The 15835-nt window shown below is 74.0% G+C and carries 15 protein-coding genes and 1 pseudogene; 9 read left to right on the top strand and 7 right to left on the bottom strand.

Translation table 11 applies throughout. The features are described from left to right. Positions 1-7 precede the first annotated feature (7 nt). On the bottom strand, positions 8-1105 hold the full coding sequence (locus tag GA0074696_RS12220) for a mandelate racemase/muconate lactonizing enzyme family protein (RefSeq protein ID WP_088961220.1): 1098 nt from the start codon (positions 1103-1105) through the stop codon (positions 8-10). 44 nt (positions 1106-1149) lie between these two features. Here GA0074696_RS12220 and GA0074696_RS12225 point away from each other — a divergent pair, with 44 nt between their 5' ends. Beyond that, positions 1150-1947: a tyrosine-protein phosphatase gene (locus tag GA0074696_RS12225; protein WP_088961221.1), complete on the top strand. Its 798-nt coding sequence runs from the start codon at positions 1150-1152 to the stop codon at positions 1945-1947. A gap of 6 nt (positions 1948-1953) precedes the next feature. Here GA0074696_RS12225 and GA0074696_RS12230 read toward each other — a convergent pair whose 3' ends face one another. Continuing rightward, positions 1954-2820 (bottom strand): serine hydrolase, encoded by an 867-nt coding sequence (locus GA0074696_RS12230; protein ID WP_088961222.1) that lies wholly within the window; start codon positions 2818-2820, stop codon positions 1954-1956. A 71-nt stretch (positions 2821-2891) separates the two neighbouring features. On the opposite strand from GA0074696_RS12230, the gene GA0074696_RS12235 reads away from it, so the two are divergent. Beyond that, a complete protein-coding gene (locus GA0074696_RS12235; RefSeq protein WP_088961223.1) occupies positions 2892-3563 on the top strand; it encodes a class I SAM-dependent methyltransferase in 672 nt (223 codons plus the stop codon). A gap of 85 nt (positions 3564-3648) precedes the next feature. Here GA0074696_RS12235 and typA read toward each other — a convergent pair whose 3' ends face one another. Then, on the bottom strand, positions 3649-5517 hold the full coding sequence (gene typA / locus GA0074696_RS12240) for a translational GTPase TypA (RefSeq protein WP_088961224.1): 1869 nt from the start codon (positions 5515-5517) through the stop codon (positions 3649-3651). Positions 5518-5651: 134 nt separating this feature from the next. Between typA and GA0074696_RS12245 the strand changes: the two genes are divergently transcribed. After that, the gene (locus tag GA0074696_RS12245; protein ID WP_088961225.1) at positions 5652-7010 is read left to right on the top strand and encodes a DedA family protein; all 1359 of its coding nucleotides are present in this window, start codon (positions 5652-5654) and stop codon (positions 7008-7010) included. 139 nt (positions 7011-7149) lie between these two features. Here the strand turns inward: GA0074696_RS12245 and GA0074696_RS12250 are convergent, their stop codons facing one another. Beyond that, complete coding sequence (locus GA0074696_RS12250) at positions 7150-9276, bottom strand: MMPL family transporter (RefSeq protein WP_088961226.1); 2127 nt, start codon at positions 9274-9276, stop codon at positions 7150-7152. Between the two features lie 172 nt (positions 9277-9448). Here GA0074696_RS12250 and GA0074696_RS12255 point away from each other — a divergent pair. Continuing rightward, a pseudogene (locus tag GA0074696_RS12255) lies at positions 9449-9956 on the top strand (MarR family winged helix-turn-helix transcriptional regulator); the annotation flags it as partial. A 319-nt stretch (positions 9957-10275) separates the two neighbouring features. Beyond that, a complete protein-coding gene (locus GA0074696_RS12260; RefSeq protein WP_088961228.1) occupies positions 10276-11160 on the top strand; it encodes a hypothetical protein in 885 nt (294 codons plus the stop codon). 88 nt (positions 11161-11248) lie between these two features. Here GA0074696_RS12260 and GA0074696_RS12265 read toward each other — a convergent pair whose 3' ends face one another. Continuing rightward, positions 11249-11452, bottom strand: coding sequence for a cold-shock protein (locus tag GA0074696_RS12265; RefSeq protein WP_088961229.1), 204 nt, complete (start codon positions 11450-11452; stop codon positions 11249-11251). Between the two features lie 45 nt (positions 11453-11497). On the opposite strand from GA0074696_RS12265, the gene GA0074696_RS31170 reads away from it, so the two are divergent. The 3 genes from GA0074696_RS31170 to GA0074696_RS12275 all read left to right on the top strand — a co-directional run bounded on the left by GA0074696_RS31170 (position 11498) and on the right by GA0074696_RS12275 (position 13045). Continuing rightward, positions 11498-11641 (top strand): hypothetical protein, encoded by a 144-nt coding sequence (locus GA0074696_RS31170; protein ID WP_172894103.1) that lies wholly within the window; start codon positions 11498-11500, stop codon positions 11639-11641. After that, entirely contained in the window at positions 11608-12321 is a 714-nt protein-coding gene (locus tag GA0074696_RS12270) for a class I SAM-dependent methyltransferase (RefSeq protein WP_088961230.1), read from the top strand. Before GA0074696_RS31170 ends, GA0074696_RS12270 begins: the two co-directional genes overlap by 34 nt. 100 nt (positions 12322-12421) lie before the next feature. Further along, positions 12422-13045 carry a DedA family protein gene (locus GA0074696_RS12275; protein ID WP_088964516.1) on the top strand — a complete coding sequence of 208 codons (624 nt, stop codon included), beginning with the start codon at positions 12422-12424 and terminating at the stop codon, positions 13043-13045. A 15-nt stretch (positions 13046-13060) separates the two neighbouring features. Here GA0074696_RS12275 and GA0074696_RS12280 read toward each other — a convergent pair whose 3' ends face one another. Together GA0074696_RS12280 and GA0074696_RS12285 are read right to left on the bottom strand one after the other, a co-directional pair. Beyond that, positions 13061-13714 carry an MBL fold metallo-hydrolase gene (locus GA0074696_RS12280; RefSeq protein ID WP_088961231.1) on the bottom strand — a complete coding sequence of 218 codons (654 nt, stop codon included), beginning with the start codon at positions 13712-13714 and terminating at the stop codon, positions 13061-13063. Between the two features lie 7 nt (positions 13715-13721). Beyond that, positions 13722-14438, bottom strand: coding sequence for a maleylpyruvate isomerase family mycothiol-dependent enzyme (locus tag GA0074696_RS12285; protein ID WP_088961232.1), 717 nt, complete (start codon positions 14436-14438; stop codon positions 13722-13724). A 179-nt stretch (positions 14439-14617) separates the two neighbouring features. Here GA0074696_RS12285 and rsgA point away from each other — a divergent pair, with 179 nt between their 5' ends. Further along, complete coding sequence (rsgA, locus tag GA0074696_RS12290; protein ID WP_088961233.1) at positions 14618-15697, top strand: ribosome small subunit-dependent GTPase A; 1080 nt, start codon at positions 14618-14620, stop codon at positions 15695-15697. Positions 15698-15835: the final 138 nt, after the last annotated feature.

Genomic DNA, 15835 nt, shown 5'->3' on the forward strand with positions numbered 1-15835 from the left:
ACGATCATCAACTCCGGTGCTGCACTTTTGCTTCAGTGACGGAGGAGATGCCCAGCCCGGGCGCGTCCGGCAACACGACGGTGGCGCCGTCGTACCGGATCCCGCCCCGCACCGGCGACCAGGCCAGCCACCAGGCGGCGTCCAGGTCAGACACGGCCGTCGTGCGGTACGCGGCGACCAGGCTGGCGGCCGCCCCGATGCCGACCGCGCTCTCCATCATGGAACCGACAATGGTGCCCATGTCGTGGGCGCGGGCCAGGTCGAGCAGGGTGCGGGCGGTGTGCAGGCCGCCGCACTTGGCCAGCTTGACGTTGACCATGTCGGCCGCCCGACGGCGGATCACCTCGACCAGGTCGCGGACGCCGAAGACCGACTCGTCGGCCAGGATCGGCACCTCCACCCGGTCGCTGACCCAGGCCAGGCCGTCCAGGTCCCACCGGGACACGGGCTGCTCGACCAGCTCGACGTCGAGCCCGGCGTCGACGATGCCCCGGATCACCCGCACCGCCTCGCGCGGGGTCCAGCCCTGGTTGGCGTCCAGCCGGATCCGCATCCCGGGGCCGACCGCCGCCCGCACCGCGCGGACCCGGTCCAGGTCGGTCGCCGCGTCCGTGCCGACCTTGAGCTTGAGCACGTCGAAACCCTCGGCGCGGCGCTGCTTGGCCGCCGCCGCCAGCTCCACCGCGTCGCCGGCGGCCAGCGTGACGTCCGTCGGGACGCGCAGCGTGGTGCCGCCGAGCAGCCGCGCCAGGGGTACGCCGAGCCGTCGGGCCGCCAGGTCGTGCAGCGCGACGTCGAGCGCCGCCTTGGCCGACTCGTTCCCGGTCACCGCCGTGCGCACCTCGGCGCAGCGGGCCACCAGGTCGTCGGCGTCCCGGCCGGCGACCGCAGGGGCCAGCATGTCGCGTACGCAGGCCTCGGCGCCGGCGACCGAGGCGCCGGTCACCTTCCAGACCTGGGGTGCCTCGCCGAAGCCGGACCGCCCGTCGGAGTCGATCACCTCGACCACCAGGGTGTCCACGGTGGTGGTGCGGCGCAGCGCGGTGACGAACGGAGTGTGCAGGGGCGCGGAAAGCCGGTGGGTGCGTACCGCGGCGATCGTCATGTGCGGCACCCTATACGGAGACGGGCAGCGCAGGGGGAGGCCGAATGGGCAGGCGGGACTGGGAGCTGGTGGGCGCGCCGAACGCGCGTGATCTGGGCGGGCTGCCGGCCGCCGACGGGCGCCGGGTGCGTGCCGGGAGGCTGATCCGCACCCCGGCGCTGGGCCGGCTCACCGACGCCGACCTGCCGGTGCTGGGCAAGCTCGCCCCGGCCTGCGTGGTGGACCTGCGGGACGCCTCCGAGATGGTGGTCGCCCCGGCGGACCGGCTGGTGGGGGAGCCCCGGGTGGTGCACCTGCCGGTCCTCGACCCGGCGCACCCGGTCTTCACGTACGTCTCGGCGCTGCTGCTCGGCCACGACCTGGAGGCGTACGACGAGCTGGCCCGGGAGGGCACGCCGGCGGCGATGGCGGCGATCTACCGCTGGTTCGTTACCGGGGAGTCGGCGCGGGCGGGGTTCGGCACGGCGCTGCGGCTGGCGGCGGACGCGGACAACCTGCCGCTGCTGTTCCACTGCTCGGCCGGCAAGGACCGCACCGGCTGGCTGGCGGTGCTGCTGCTCACCGCGTTGGACGTGGACCCCGCGGCGATCCGCGCCGACTACCTGTGCCACAACGAGCTGACCGTGAGCCTGCGCGAGGTGCTGCTGGAGGCGATGGTGGGGCGGCAGCCGGCGCTGGACCCGGAGACGGTGCGCCCGGTGCTGGAGGTGCGCCCGGAGTACCTCGACGCCGCCTACGACGAGGTGCGCCGGGTGCACGGCTCGTTCGACGCGTACCTGCGCGACGGGCTGGGCGTCACCGACGAGGTGCGCGAGGCGCTGCGGGACAACCTGCTGGAGTGACCCGGGTCAGCCGGCCAGGTCGTGCCGGGCCGCCCAGACCCGCGCCGAGACGTCGGCGATCAGCCGGCAGGCGTCGTCCTCGATCTCCTCGCCGGTCGGGCCGCCGTCGGCGAGGTCGGTGGTGGTGCAGACGGCGATCACGTACGGCGGGGCGTCGTCCGGCAGGACCACGCCGGCGCCGTGCCGGACCCCCCGTACCCAGCCGTTCTTGTGCGCGATCCGGGTGCCCTCCGGCAGCCCGGCGGCCAGGTCCTCGCGGTGTTCCTGGGCCAGCAGCACGTCCCTCATCGCCGCGCAGGCGGCCGGGGAGGCCAGCGGCCCCGGGCGGGCGGCCCCGGTGACCAGCCCGCCCAACACCGCCGCGAGGTCGGCGGCGGTGACCAGGTTGGTGATGCCGGCGTCCCGGGCGGCGAAGTCCTCGATGCCCCGGCCGGTGACGCTGTGCCGGGCCCCGGCCAGCGCCCAGGCGCGGGCCACCGCCGGCAGGCCCACCCGGCCCAGCACGATGTTCGTGGCCAGGTTGCTGGACCGGGTGATCATCCGGTCGGCGAGCCACCGCAGCGGGGCGCTCCCGCCCACCCGCGCCCACACCGCGTCGTCGTTGTCGTAGTGCTGGGCGCAGGAGAAGCGGGGCGTCCCGGGCTGCGCCGAGTCGAACTCGTTGACCACCGGGATCGGCGCGTCCAGGTCCAGCTCGCCCGCCTCGGCGGCCCGGTGCAGCGCGAGCAGCACCGCGACCTTCATCGTGCTGGCCGCGTAGTGGGTGGCGTCGGGCCGGCGGGTCCAGGTCGGTGCCGCGCCCAGCCGCCCCACGTACGCCGAGACGGTGCCGGGCACCCGGTCCAGCCGCGCGTCGAGATCATCCCAGCTCATGCCGGAGACCGTAGCCGATCATTCCCGGCGCGGGACAGCGCGACCCTGGTCCGGGCGCCTACCGTGCCGACATGACGGTTGCCGCCTACGACGCCCACGCCGACTGGTACGAAGAGTTCGCCTCCGACACCGCCGCCGACTACATGACCCGGGTCCGCCGGCAGCTCGCCGACCTGCTCGGCCCCGGCCACGGCCGCTGCCTCGACCTATGCTGCGGCACCGGGGCGCACGCCGCCGAGCTGCGTCGACTGGGCTGGGAGCCGGTCGGCGTCGACCTTTCCGGCGGGCAGCTCCGGCACGCCCGCGCCCGGCTGCCGGTGACCCGGGGCGACGCCGCCGCGCTGCCGGTCGCCGACTCGGCGCTGCCGGCGGTGGCCTGCGTGCTCGCCCACACCGACGTGCCCGACTACCCGGCGGTGATCGCCGAGGCGGCCCGGGTGCTGGCGCCCGGCGGGCGCTTCGTCCACGTCGGGATGCACCCGTGCTTCATCGGCCCGTTCGCCGACCGGTCCGACCCCGGGCGGATCGTGGTCGACGGCGGCTACGCCGAGCGGGAACGCAGCTTCCGGGTCTGGTCGACGCACGGGGTGCGGGCCCGGGTCGGCGCCTGGCACGTACCCCTGGCCGACCTGCTCAACGCGGTCACCGCCGCCGGCCTCACGCTGACCCGGACCACCGAGTCCGGGTCCGGCCCGGTGCCGGACCTCTTCGCCCTGCTGGCCGTCAAACCGGGCCGAGGGTGACCGACGGGCGGTGTGAGGGAGCGGGAACGGGCGGAGCCCGGACCGCAGGGGCGGTCCGGGCTCCGGTGGTGTGCCGGGCGGTGGGTCAGCCGGCGTGCTTGCGACGGGCGGCGGCCCGGCCGCGCAGCGCCTGGTCCAGCACCACCTTGCGGATCCGGACCGCGCTCGGAGTGACCTCGACGCACTCGTCCTCGCGGCAGAACTCCAGCGCCTGCTCCAGGGAGAGCTTGCGCGGCGGGATCAGCTTCTCGGTCTCGTCGGAGGTCGAGGCCCGCATGTTCGTGAGCTTCTTCTCCTTGGTGATGTTGACGTCCATGTCGTCGGAGCGGGAGTTCTCCCCGACGATCATGCCCTCGTACACCTCGGTGGTCGGCTCGATGAAGAGCTGTCCGCGCTCCTGCAGGTTGATCATCGCGAAGGCGGTGACGGCGCCGGCCCGGTCCGCGACCAGCGAACCGTTCTGCCGGGTCCGCAGCTCGCCGAACCACGGCTCGTACGACTCGAACACGTGGTGCAGGATGCCGGTGCCCCGGGTGTCGGTGAGGAACTCGGTGCGGAAGCCGATCAGGCCGCGCGCCGGAACCAGCCACTCCATCCGGATCCAGCCGGTGCCGTGGTTGACCAGCTGCTCCATCCGACCCTTGCGGGTGGCCAGCAGCTGGGTGATCGCACCCAGGTACTCCTCCGGGGCGTCGATGGTCAGGCGCTCGACCGGCTCGCAGATCTTGCCGTCGATCTCCCGGGTGACCACCTGCGGCTTGCCGACGGTCAGCTCGTAGTTCTCCCGGCGCATCTGCTCGACCAGGATGGCCAGCGCCAGCTCACCACGGCCCTGCACCTCCCAGGCGTCCGGCCGCTCGGTCGGCAGGATCCGCAGCGAGACGTTGCCGACCAGCTCCTTGTCGAGCCGGTCCTTGACCATCCGGGCGGTGACCTTGGCGCCCTTGACCCGGCCGACCAGCGGCGAGGTGTTGGTGCCGATGGTCATCGAGATGGCCGGCTCGTCGACGGTGATCAGCGGCAGCGGGATCGGGTTCTCCGCGTCGGCCAGGGTCTCACCGATCATGATCTCCGGGATGCCGGCGACCGCGATGATGTCGCCCGGGCCCGCCGAGTCGGCCGGCTTGCGCTCCAGGCCCTCGGTCATCAGCAGCTCGGAGATGCGCACCCGCTGGGTGCTGCCGTCGGTGCGGCACCAGGAGACCGACTGGCCCTTGCTGATGGTGCCCTGCCGGACCCGGCACAGCGCCAGCCGGCCGAGGAACGGGGAGGCGTCGAGGTTGGTGACGTGTGCCTGCAGCGGCGCCCCGTCCTCGTACGCGGGCGCCGGGATGGTGTCCAGCAGGGTGCGGAACAGCGGCTCCAGGGAGCTGCTGTCGTCCGGCACCGAACCGTCGGCCGGCTGGGTCAGCGAGGCGATGCCGTCGCGGGCGCAGGCGTAGACGATCGGGAAGTCGATCTGCTCCTCGTCGGCGTCCAGGTCCAGGAAGAGCTCGTAGGTGTCGTCCACGACCTCCTTGATCCGGGCGTCCGGGCGGTCCACCTTGTTGATCACCAGGATGATCGGCATGCGGGCCTTGAGCGCCTTGCGGAGCACGAACCGGGTCTGCGGCAGCGGACCCTCGCTGGCGTCGACCAGCAGGACGACCCCGTCGACCATGGTGAGGCCGCGCTCGACCTCGCCGCCGAAGTCGGCGTGGCCGGGGGTGTCGATGATGTTGATGGTGACCGGGTCGGAGCCGTCCGCCGGCATGTACCGCACGCCGGTGTTCTTGGCGAGGATGGTGATGCCCTTTTCCCGTTCGAGGTCCATCGAGTCCATGACCCGCTCGGTTACCTCGCCGCGGGCGCCGTAGGCGCCGGCCTGCCGCAACATGGCGTCGACCAAGGTCGTCTTGCCGTGGTCGACGTGGGCGATGATGGCGACGTTGCGGAGGTCGGTGCGAAGCTGCATACCCTCCATACTCCTGTCTACGGTTGCCGGGGCACGTGTCGGGGTCACCCCCAGATGGCCCGGATCTGTGTCGGAACTCCTGTTCCGACCGTTCGCGCGGCTGGCATGCTGGCCCCCGTGTTCATGGGGACCGGATGCATGACCTGCTGACCTCGCTGCAGGGCCTACCGTCCCTGCTGATCTATGTGATCGCCGCGACAGTCGTCGCGGGGGAGACCGCGGTGATCTTCGGTCTGCTGGTGCCGGGCGAGGCGACCCTGTTGCTGGTCGGCTTCTTAGCCTACGCGGGGACGCTCCGGCTTGTTCCCGCGCTGTTCGTCATGACAGGTGCGGCGGTGATCGGAGACACACTCGCCTTCCGCTCCGGCCGCCGGTACGGCCCCCGGCTGCGCGCCAGCGGGCTGGGTAACCGGGTGGGGCCCGAGCGGTGGGCCCGGGCCGACGCGCTGCTCGGCCGGCTGGGCGGGCGGGGGGTGTTCGCGGCCCGGTGGATCGCCTTCGCCCGCACCCTGGTGCCCCGGCTGGCCGGCGCGGCCGGCCTGCCGTACCGGCGGTTCGCGCCGTGGAACCTGGCCGGGGTGGCGACCTGGGTGGGCGGCTCGGTGCTGCTCGGCTACCTGGCCGGCGAGTCGTACGAGACGGTCTCCCGGCTGCTGGGTCGGGCCACCGGGGTGGTGCTGGTGCTGCTGGCCGTGCTGGCCGCGATCGTGCTGGCCGGGCGGTGGCTGGGACGCCATCCCGACCCGGCGCGGGCGCTGCTGACCCGGGCCGCCGCCCTGCCGCCTGTGCGCTGGGTCACCGGCCGCTACGGCATCCTCTTCTTCCTGATCGCCATGCACCTCGGGCCGGGCTGGGCGCTGCTGCTCAACCTCGGCGCCGGCCTGCTGCTGCTGTCGGCGGCCGGGTTCGCCGTCGCCTGGCTGCTGGAGGCGGTGGTGCGCTTCAGCGGGCTGGCCGTGGTCGACGGCGCGATCGCGGACTGGTTCGCCCACCGCCGTACCCCGGGCGCGGTGCAGGCCGCCCTGACCACGGTCTCGGTGCTGCGGGGGTCGTTCCTGATCGTGCTGGTGGCGGTGGTGGCCGGGGTGCTCGCCTGGCGGCACCGGCCCTGGCGGGCGGACCTGCTCAGCGTCTTCGGCACGGTTGGGGCCTTCCTGCCGCTGGTGGTGCTGGCGGTGGTCGCCGACGCCACCCCGTCGGCCCGGGCGGCGGTCATGTTCCCGACGCAGAACGCGGTGGTCGCCGCGAGCCTCTGCACGCTCGCCTGGCTGGTCTCCCGCGACGCCCGCTGGCCGGTGGCGGTGGCCGCCTGGACGGCGGCGGCGGCCGGCATCGCCGTGCTCGGCGGGGCCCGTCTCTACCTGGGCTGGAGCACGGCCAGCGGAACGGTCACCTCGGTGCTGCTCGGGGTGGCCTGGACGGCGGTGTTCGTGGTCGCCTGGGCCACCCGGGACCGGGCGGTACGCGCCACCGGCGCCCCACCGCCCCGGTAGCCGCGTCCCGGCCCCGCTGGACCGGCGCCTCGTGACGTCAGTGCCGCGCCGGGCCGGGACGCGACGGGCGCCCCGGGGCCTCGTGACGTGAGTGCCGCGCCGGGCCGGGACGCGACGCGCGGCCCGGCCCCGGGAACGGTCAGTGCCGCGCGGCGACGGGCTCCGGCTGCACCGGCGCGTCGGGCGCGGGAACGCGGTGGATGCGGCCCGGCGCCCAGAATCGGTCACCCAGCAGGAAGGCCAGCGCCGGGACGAGGACCGTGCGCACCAGCAGGGTGTCGAGCAGCACACCGATGCAGACGATGATCCCGACCTGGGTCAGCGTGATCAGCGGCAGCACGCCGAGGACGGCGAAGACCGCGGCGAGCAGGATGCCGGCGCTGGTGATGACCCCGCCGGTGACCCGGAGCGCGGAGAGCAGGCCGTCCCGGGTGCCCGCGCTGCGGGCGTCCTCCCGGGCCCGGGTGACCAGGAAGATGTTGTAGTCCACGCCGAGCGCCACCAGGAACACGAACGCGATCAGCAGGACGCCGCTGTCCAGCGCCGGGAACCCGAGGACGTGGTCGAAGAGCAGCCACGCCGCGCCGAGGCTGGCGAAGAACGACGCGATGACGGTGAGCACCAGCAGCACCGGGGCGACCAGGCCCCGCAGCAGCAGCACCAGCACTGCGCCGACGAGCAGCAGGATGATCGGCAGGATCATCCGCAGGTCCTTCCCGTCGGCCTCGGTCGAGTCGTACGTGGCGGCCACCGGGCCGCCGACCACCGCCCCGGCGAACTCGTCCGCGCCGTCGACCGCGGCCGGGGCGGAGCCGGGGACCGCGGCGACCGCGTCCCGCAGCGCCTCGATCGCCCGGTCGGAGGCGGCGGTGCCCGGCTCGGCCGCCAGCACGACGTCGACCTGGGCGATGCCGGCGCCCGCCTCGCCGGGCCGGGCGGACGCGACGCCGGGGACGGCCGCCGCGGCGGCCGTGACGGCCGGTGCCGCCGCGGGGGTGGTGAGCACGGCGACCGGCTGGGTGGTTCCGGCCGGGAACGCCTTCGCCAGCGTCTCGGCGCCGGCGACGGCCTCGGGCTTCACCCGGAACTGCTCGGTCTCGGACAGTCCGGTGCGGATGCCGAGCCCACCGAGCGCCAGGCCGGCGAGCAGCAGCGTGGCGAGGACGGCGACCGGGGCCGGCCGACGGACGACGGCGGCGCCGAGGCGGCCCCACAGCCGGCCCTCCCGCGTCGCGCTGCCGGCCCGGGGGACGAACGGCCAGAACAGGCCCCGGCCGAAGATCACCAGCGCGGCGGGGAGGACGAAGAGCGCGGAGAGCATGGCGAAGACCACACCGGTGGCGCAGGCCACCGCGAGGGCCCGGTTGAGCTCCCGCTCGGACAGCAGCAGGGTGAGCACGCCCAGGACCACGGTGATGCCGCTGGCCAGGATCGGCTCGGCGGTGCGGCGCAGGGCGGCCCGCATGGCGACGAAGCGGTCCTCCTCGCGGCGCAGCTCCTCCCGGTAGCGCGCGATGATCAGCAGCGCGTAGTCGGTGGCGGCGCCGAAGACCAGCACGCTGGCGATGCCGGTGACGGCGCCGCCGGGCATGTTGATGCCGAGCGCCGGGACGATCGTGTCGAGGGCGCGCAGGGTGAGCTGCTCGGTCGCCGCGACGACGACCAGCGGCACGATCCACAGGAACGGGCTGCGGTAGGTGATCAGCAGCAGCAGCGCGACCACGGCGGCGGTGACCAGGAGCAGCGTGGTGTCGGCGCCCTCGAAGACCTTGGTGAGGTCGGCGGTGAAGGCCGGCCCGCCGGTCACCTGCACCGCGAGCCCGTCGGGCAGGCCGGCCAGGGCGGCGCGGAGCTGGTCGACCGTCTGCCCGACCTGCTCCTGACCACCGGCGGTGGACAGCGGTACGGCGACCAGCGCCACCGTGCCGTCCGGGGCGACCTGCGGCGGGCTGACCCGCCCGCCGACGGCCAACCGGGCCAGTTCGCCCGAGCGCGCGGTCAGCGCGGCGCGGTCGGCCTCGGTGAGCGCCCCGCCGTCGGCGCGGCTGAGCACCACGATCGCCGGCTGGGTGTCGCTGGAGGGCAGTTCGTCCTGGAGGCGCTCGACCTGGGTCGACTGCCACTCGACCGACAGGCCGGTGGCGGAGACCGGGTCGGGATTGGCGGGCTTCGGCAGCCCGAAGACCGCCGCGCCGACGACGAGCGCGGCTACCACGGTGAGCCAGGCGGCCAGCCGGCCGCGGGCGACGCGGGTGAACACAGACATCGGATGCCCTCACGGTCCTTCGACTTGAAATCTCGGCTATCAAGAGTCTTGCCGAGCGAGAGCATTGGTGCAAGTTGTCGAGTATCTTGACAAGCGAGATTGCCGTGGGCTGCTCTATGCTGCACCCCGGGTGGTCCGACAGGGGGTACGACCAGACGTGGCAGCGCACGGCATGTATCGACGGCGGGACGACCGACGCAGTCAGCTGGTCGCCGAGATCACCAGCGACCTGCGGCGGTACTCGGTGGACGCGCAGCACATCGGGCACGCCTTCGCCGGCCTGCACGGGCTCAACCCCACCGACCTGCACGCCCTGATCGCCGTCATGGACGCGGAACTGACCGGTGACCCGATCACCCCCGGGCGGCTGGGAGAGCAGCTCAACCTCTCCTCGGGCTCGGTGACCGCACTGATCGACCGGCTGGAGCGGGCCGGGCACATCCGCCGCGACCGGGACACGGCCGATCGGCGCAAGGTCTTCCTGCACTACGCCGACCAGGGCGCCGCGCTGGCGATGAGCTTCTTCGGCCCGCTCGGCCGACGCACCGACGAGGTGATGGCCCGCTTCAGCGACGAGGAGCTGGAGGTCGTGCACCGCTTCATGGCGACGATGGTCGACTCGATGCGGGCGCACCGCGACGCCGTCCGGGCCGAGTCGGCCCGCCGCCCGACGAGCTGACCCGGCGCCCGGGCGAGGCGTATTTCGGCCCAGGGTTCCGCGCACCCGCGCGTCCGGCGTATCGGTGACTTTCCGTTGTGGATGCTGGGTGGCGGCGCGGGGTGACGCGGCCTGCTGCGGCCGGCGTGTCCCAGCCGGCTCACAGCTTCGTTCCATCTGAAGAGAAGCCACTTGAGCTGGGCGTTTGTTCGTTCGTCCGGTTATCGTTCAGCCAACGCCCGACGAAGTGCAGCTCGTGGTCGGGCTCGCTCCCGCACCCGTACACCGCCACGCGGTGTCACTGTCGCGCCCGGCCCCTGACCCTACGGAAGGGGGAACCCATGACAACGGCTCCGGCCAATCTGCTGGCCGCCCGCCGCCTGTTGCTCGACAACCTCAACATCGACCCCGACACGGCTCGCGACGACGACCTCGAACCCGGCGAGGTCGGCATCGTCGGCGATCCCGCCCATCGTGGCGGCTACCACTGCGGCTCCGACCGGGTGGTGACCAACGACTACTCGGTGGTGGAGTCCACCCGGGACTCGACCGGGCTCACCCTGTACGCCTCCGCGCTGGACGTCGGCATCTTCGAGGTCCGCTCCGGCGGTCGGACGCACAACCTGCGCACGTTCTCGACCTGGTGTGTCGCGCAGTGCGTGGCGAACACGCCGGACAGCCGCGACGTGCGCGAGATCATCTACTCACCGGACGGGAGCGTCGTCCGCCGGTGGGACCGGCTGGGCAGGCGCAGCAGCGGCGACGACTCGCACCTGTACCACACCCACTTCAGCTACTTCCGCGACTCCACGAAGGCGAACCGGGACCAGCGACCGCTGTTCCGGCGCTATCTCACCAGCATCGGACTCCTGGAGGACGACGACATGACCCCCGAAGAGCACACCTGGCTGCAGACCGTCCACCGCAACCTGACCGTCCTGGACGGACGTAACCCGGTCGGCCAGATCTACACCCGGATTGCGCTGGGCGAGGACCACACGGACCCCGCGTTCGTCGTCCAGCACCCGACCCTGAAGTCGCTCGGCGCGCAACTCACCGCGCTGCAGACGGCGCTGACCGCGCTCGCCAACAAGGACTTCACCGACGAGGCGGCGATCGTCCAGGGTGTGCTGGCCGGCCTCACGCCGGAGAAGATCGCCGCGGCGATCCCGCCGACCATCGCCAAACAGGTCGCCGACGAACTCGCCCGACGCATGGTCGCTTGATCACGCCGGACACCGGCCGGCCGTGGTCGGACCGGTCCCGGGCACGCGCAGTGGCGGCGGCCGACCCGACCGCCGCCACCGGCACGGACTACAGCGGACGGACGTTGTCCGCCTGCGGACCCTTCTGCCCCTGGGTCACCTCGAACTCGACCTTCTGGCCCTCGTTCAGTTCGCGGTAGCCGCTGGAGGCGATGGCCGAGTAGTGGACGAAGACGTCCGGGCCTCCGCCGTCCTGCTCGATGAAGCCGAAGCCCTTTTCCGAGTTGAACCACTTGACCGTGCCGGTTGCCATGCATCTCTCCCTGTTCAAGACGGGTGAGCACCCGCGTGTCGACGGATGATCGCCCTGTATCTCCCCGAGGGTAACCGGCGGAACGCTCGTTCGCTGGCTGAAGTGCCGCAAGGCGGCGAAGAGAAAAATCGCGAGTCGGACGCGAAAGCCGCGCGATGCCGGGTCGGCTCCGGCATGCTCGACCGGTGAACGGACTCAGCACGGCGGCGGTGAGCGTCCTGGCGCGCGAGATCGGCGCGCCGGGCGACGGGCTGGACCGGCTGCGACTGGTGCCCACGCCGTTCGTGCCGGAGGTGTGGCTGCACCTCGCCGAGGACGCCATCGTCTGGTGGGCCCGGATGGAGGCGGCGGCCGGCCGTACCCTCCCGCCGCCGTACTGGGCATCGGCCTGGCCCGGCGGGCAGGGGCTCGCCCGGTACCTGCTGGACCACCCCGAACTGGCCGCCGGACGTCGGGTGCTCGACCTGGCCGCCGGCTCCGGTCTGGTGGCCATCGCCGCCGCGCTGGCCGGCGCGTCCGAGGTCGTCGCCAACGACGTCGACCCGTGGGCGGTGGCGGCGGTGACGGTCAACGCCCGGGCCAACCAGGTGGCGGTCACGGCCACCGAGGGCGACCTGCTGGACGGCGACGGCACCGGGGTGGACCTGCTGCTCGCCGGCGACGTGCTCTACGACGCGGGGCTGGCCCGGCGGGTGCTGCCGTTCCTGCGCCGGGCCGCCGCCGCCGGGGCGGTCGTGCTGGTCGGCGACCCCGACCGGGGGCACCTGCCGGCCGAGGCCCTGGAGGTCGTGGCCAGTTATCCGGTGCCCACCACCGAGCCGTTCGTCGACTCGCCGGTACGCCGGGTGCAGGTGCTCCGGCCGCGCTGACCCGACGGCCGGCTCAGGGGTGACCCCGAGCCGGGGTTCAGGGCGGGGTGGGGGACCGGACCCGATGTGCCGGCCGCCCGCGGCCCATAGCGTCATGGCCATGCTGGATACGTTGGCCCAGGTCGGGGAGCTGCCCACCACACTGCTGATGGGGGCGCTGGGGCTGGTCATGCTCGCCGACGCCGTACCGCTGCTCGGGGTGCTGGTCCCCGGCGACGTCGCGGTGCTCGCGGCGGTGGGGGTGGGCAGCCCGGCGACCGGCGCGGCCACCGTCGCCGCGGTCGTGGCGGGCTGCGTCGCCGGCTGGTCGCTGAGCTTCCTCGCCGGCCGGGTGTACGGCGAGCGGCTGCGGCACAGCCGGGTCGGCGGCTGGATCGGCGAGGCCCGCTGGGCCGCGGCCGAGGGGATCCTGCGCTCCGGCGGCGGGCGGATGGTGCTCATCGCGCCCTTCCTGCCGGTGTTCAACGCGCTGCTGCCGCTGGCCGCGGGCGGGCTGCGGATGTCGTACCGGAGGTTCGTGACCTGCGCGACGGCGGGCGCCGCGCTCTGGGCCGGCCTCTACCTGGCGCTGGGCACCGCGTCCCGGTCGCTGGCCGGGCTGCTGCCGGGGGAGAGCAGCCCGATGCTGGTCACCATGGCGGTCGGCCTGGCGCTGGCCGGGGTGGTGCTGCTGGGCACCCGGCGCCGGCTGCGCGCCCTGACCGGCGCCGGCCAGCCGAGCTGACCGGCGCCGGACGCCTCACCAGCCGCGGGCCCGCCACTGCGGCAGCGACGGGCGCTCCGCCCCGAGGGTGCTGTCCCTGCCGTGCCCCGGGTAGAACCAGGTCTCGTCCGGCAGCCGGTCGAAGAGCTTCTGCTCCACGTCGTCGACGAGCTGGCCGAAGCGCTGCGGGTCCTGGTCGGTGTTGCCGACCCCGCCCGGGAAGAGGCTGTCCCCGGTGAACAGGTGCGGGGTGCCGGCCGGGTCGCGGTAGAGCAGGGCGATGGAGCCCGGCGTGTGCCCCCGGACGTGGATCACCTCCAGGGCGCAGTCGCCGACCGGCACGGTGTCGCCGTCGGCGAGTCGCTCCGCCTCGATCGGCAGGCCCTCGGCGTCGTCGCCGTGCACGAGGGCGCGGGCGCCGGTCTTCGCGACGACCTCCTCCAGGGCGACCCAGTGGTCCATGTGCCGGTGCGTGGTGACCACCGCGGCCAACCCGCCGTCGCCGACCAGGTCGAGCAGCCGGGGGGCCTCGTTCGCCGCGTCGACGAGCACCTGCTCGCCGGTGCCCTTGCAGCGCAGCAGGTACGCGTTGTTGTCCATCGGGCCCACCGACAGCTTCGTGACGGTGAGCCGGTCCAGCTCCCGCACGGCGGGCGGGCCGCCGGCGGTGACGTCTCCGGTGTAGCTCATGACGTGTCTATATCCATTCCGGTGGAGTCGGCAGGGGTCCGTCGGGGGCGACGGTCAGCGCCTCGCCGCGGCTGCGCCCGATCAACCAGGCGGCCAGCTCGGCGACCGGGCCGCTGACCAGCGGCGCGGCCTCACGTTCACCGACGACCAGCTCGTGTCGGCTGCCGTCGAAGCGCAGCACCATCGCCGGGACGTCGGTGCGGGCGGCCAGACCGGCGCCCACCTCGTGCAGCAGGTGGTGGGCGAAGGCCGCCGGCCAGTCCGCCGACCGGTAACCCACGTCGAGGTCCACGTGGTGCACCTCGATCTCGCGCAGCCGCCCCCAGACCAGCATCGCGGCCTTCCACGGGCCGCGCCGGGTCTGCACCGTGGCCGACCACGCCTCGACGGGCATGGCCGCGACCGCCTCGGCGAACCGCTCGGCGGAGTGGCGCAGGTCGTCCAGGTGGGCCGCCGGCGGCCGGCCCGCGCCGGCCTCGATGTCGGCGGCGCGGGCCTCCGGGCTGGCGTACATCGGGATGGGCTCGCCGGTACGGGCGGCGGTCAGCAGGTTGACGAAGCCGTCGGCGTTGCGGGCGAGGTGCGCCAGGACGTGCCCGCGGGTCCAGCCGGGCAGCAGCGAGGGCGCCGCGATGTCCGCGTCGTCGAGAGCGGCCGCGGCGCGCAGGAGCCGGGCCGTGGCGTCGTCCACCTCGCCGGTCAGCAGAAGCGGATCGGTGGTCACGCACCGACCCTAGCGGTACCGGGCGGGCCCGTCGCCGGGGAAATCGCTTTCGGCGCGTCGCCGCGGCACCTACCGTCGGCATCGAACGCGGCACCCGGACATCGGAGGAGAGGTGGTGGCCATGCCGGTAGCAGCACGCGTGCACCACCACGACCAGTTCCGACTCCGATGAGGATGCCATGACCATCGATCTTTCCGCCCTCGGTTTCGACGCCGACCGGGCGGCGTACGCACGACGGCGCCCCGACCGCCGACCGGGCCGGGTGGCCCGGGTCGACCGCGGGGTCTGCACCGTGCTCTGCGCGGACGGACCCGTCCGCGCCAGCCTCGGCCCGGCGGTGCTCGCCGCCGCGGCCCGCGACCTGACCGCCCTGCCCTGCGCCGGCGACTGGGTGCTCCTGGCCACCTGGCCGGACGGCCCGCTCACCGTGGAGACGGTGCTGCCGCGCCGTACCGCGCTGGTGCGCCGGACCGCCGGCAAGGACGCCAGCGGGCAGGTGCTCGCCGCCAACCTCGACGCCGCCGCGGTGGTCGAGCCGGTGCACCCGGAACCGGACGTCGCCCGCATCGAGCGGTTGCTCTCCCTGGCCCACGAGTCCGGGGCGCGGCCCGTGGTCGTGCTCACCAAGGTCGACCTGGCCGCCGATCCGGCGGCCGTGGCCCGGCAGCTCGCCGCGGTGGCGCCGGGGGTGCCGGTGCTGCCGGTCAGCGCCGAGCGGGGCACCGGGCTGGAGCCGCTGCGTCCGCTCGTCGCCCCCGGGCTGACGCTCGGCCTGCTCGGTCCGTCCGGGGCCGGCAAGTCGAGCCTGGTCAACGCGCTGGCCGGGGCCGCGGTCATGCCGACCCAGGCGATCCGCCGGGTGGACGGCAAGGGCCGGCACACCACCACCTGGCGGTCGCTGGTGCCGGTTCCGGGCGGCGGCGCGGTGCTGGACACCCCGGGGGTACGGGCGGTGGGCCTGCTGGACGGCTCCGCCGGGCTGGACCGTGCCTTCTCCGACATCGCCGAGCTGGCCACCGGTTGCCGGTACGCCGACTGCGGGCACGAGGCCGAGCCGGCCTGCGCGGTGCGGGAGGCGCTGGAGACCGGGGAGCTGCCCGTGCGGCGCTGGGAGAACTGGCGCCGGTTGCAGCGGGAGGTGGCGTACGAGAGCCGCCGCCGGGAGACCCGGCTGGCGGCCGAGCGGCGCGGCGGGTGGCGGGGTGGCCGCCGGCGGACGGCGCGTCCGGCACCCCCGGCGTCACCCGGCGGATTCTGAACCCCGCACCGGCGTGGGCCACCCCGGCTCGACCGGTGTGAGCTGGGGGAATGTGCGGGCGCGGAAAGTTGTCGTACCTCGGGGCTAGAGTTGCCGAGGCGTCATTTCTGCGCCCGTAAACCGCTCAGATCACGCTCC

The sequence above is a fragment of the Micromonospora purpureochromogenes genome (assembly GCF_900091515.1).
GTDB lineage: Bacteria > Actinomycetota > Actinomycetes > Mycobacteriales > Micromonosporaceae > Micromonospora > Micromonospora purpureochromogenes.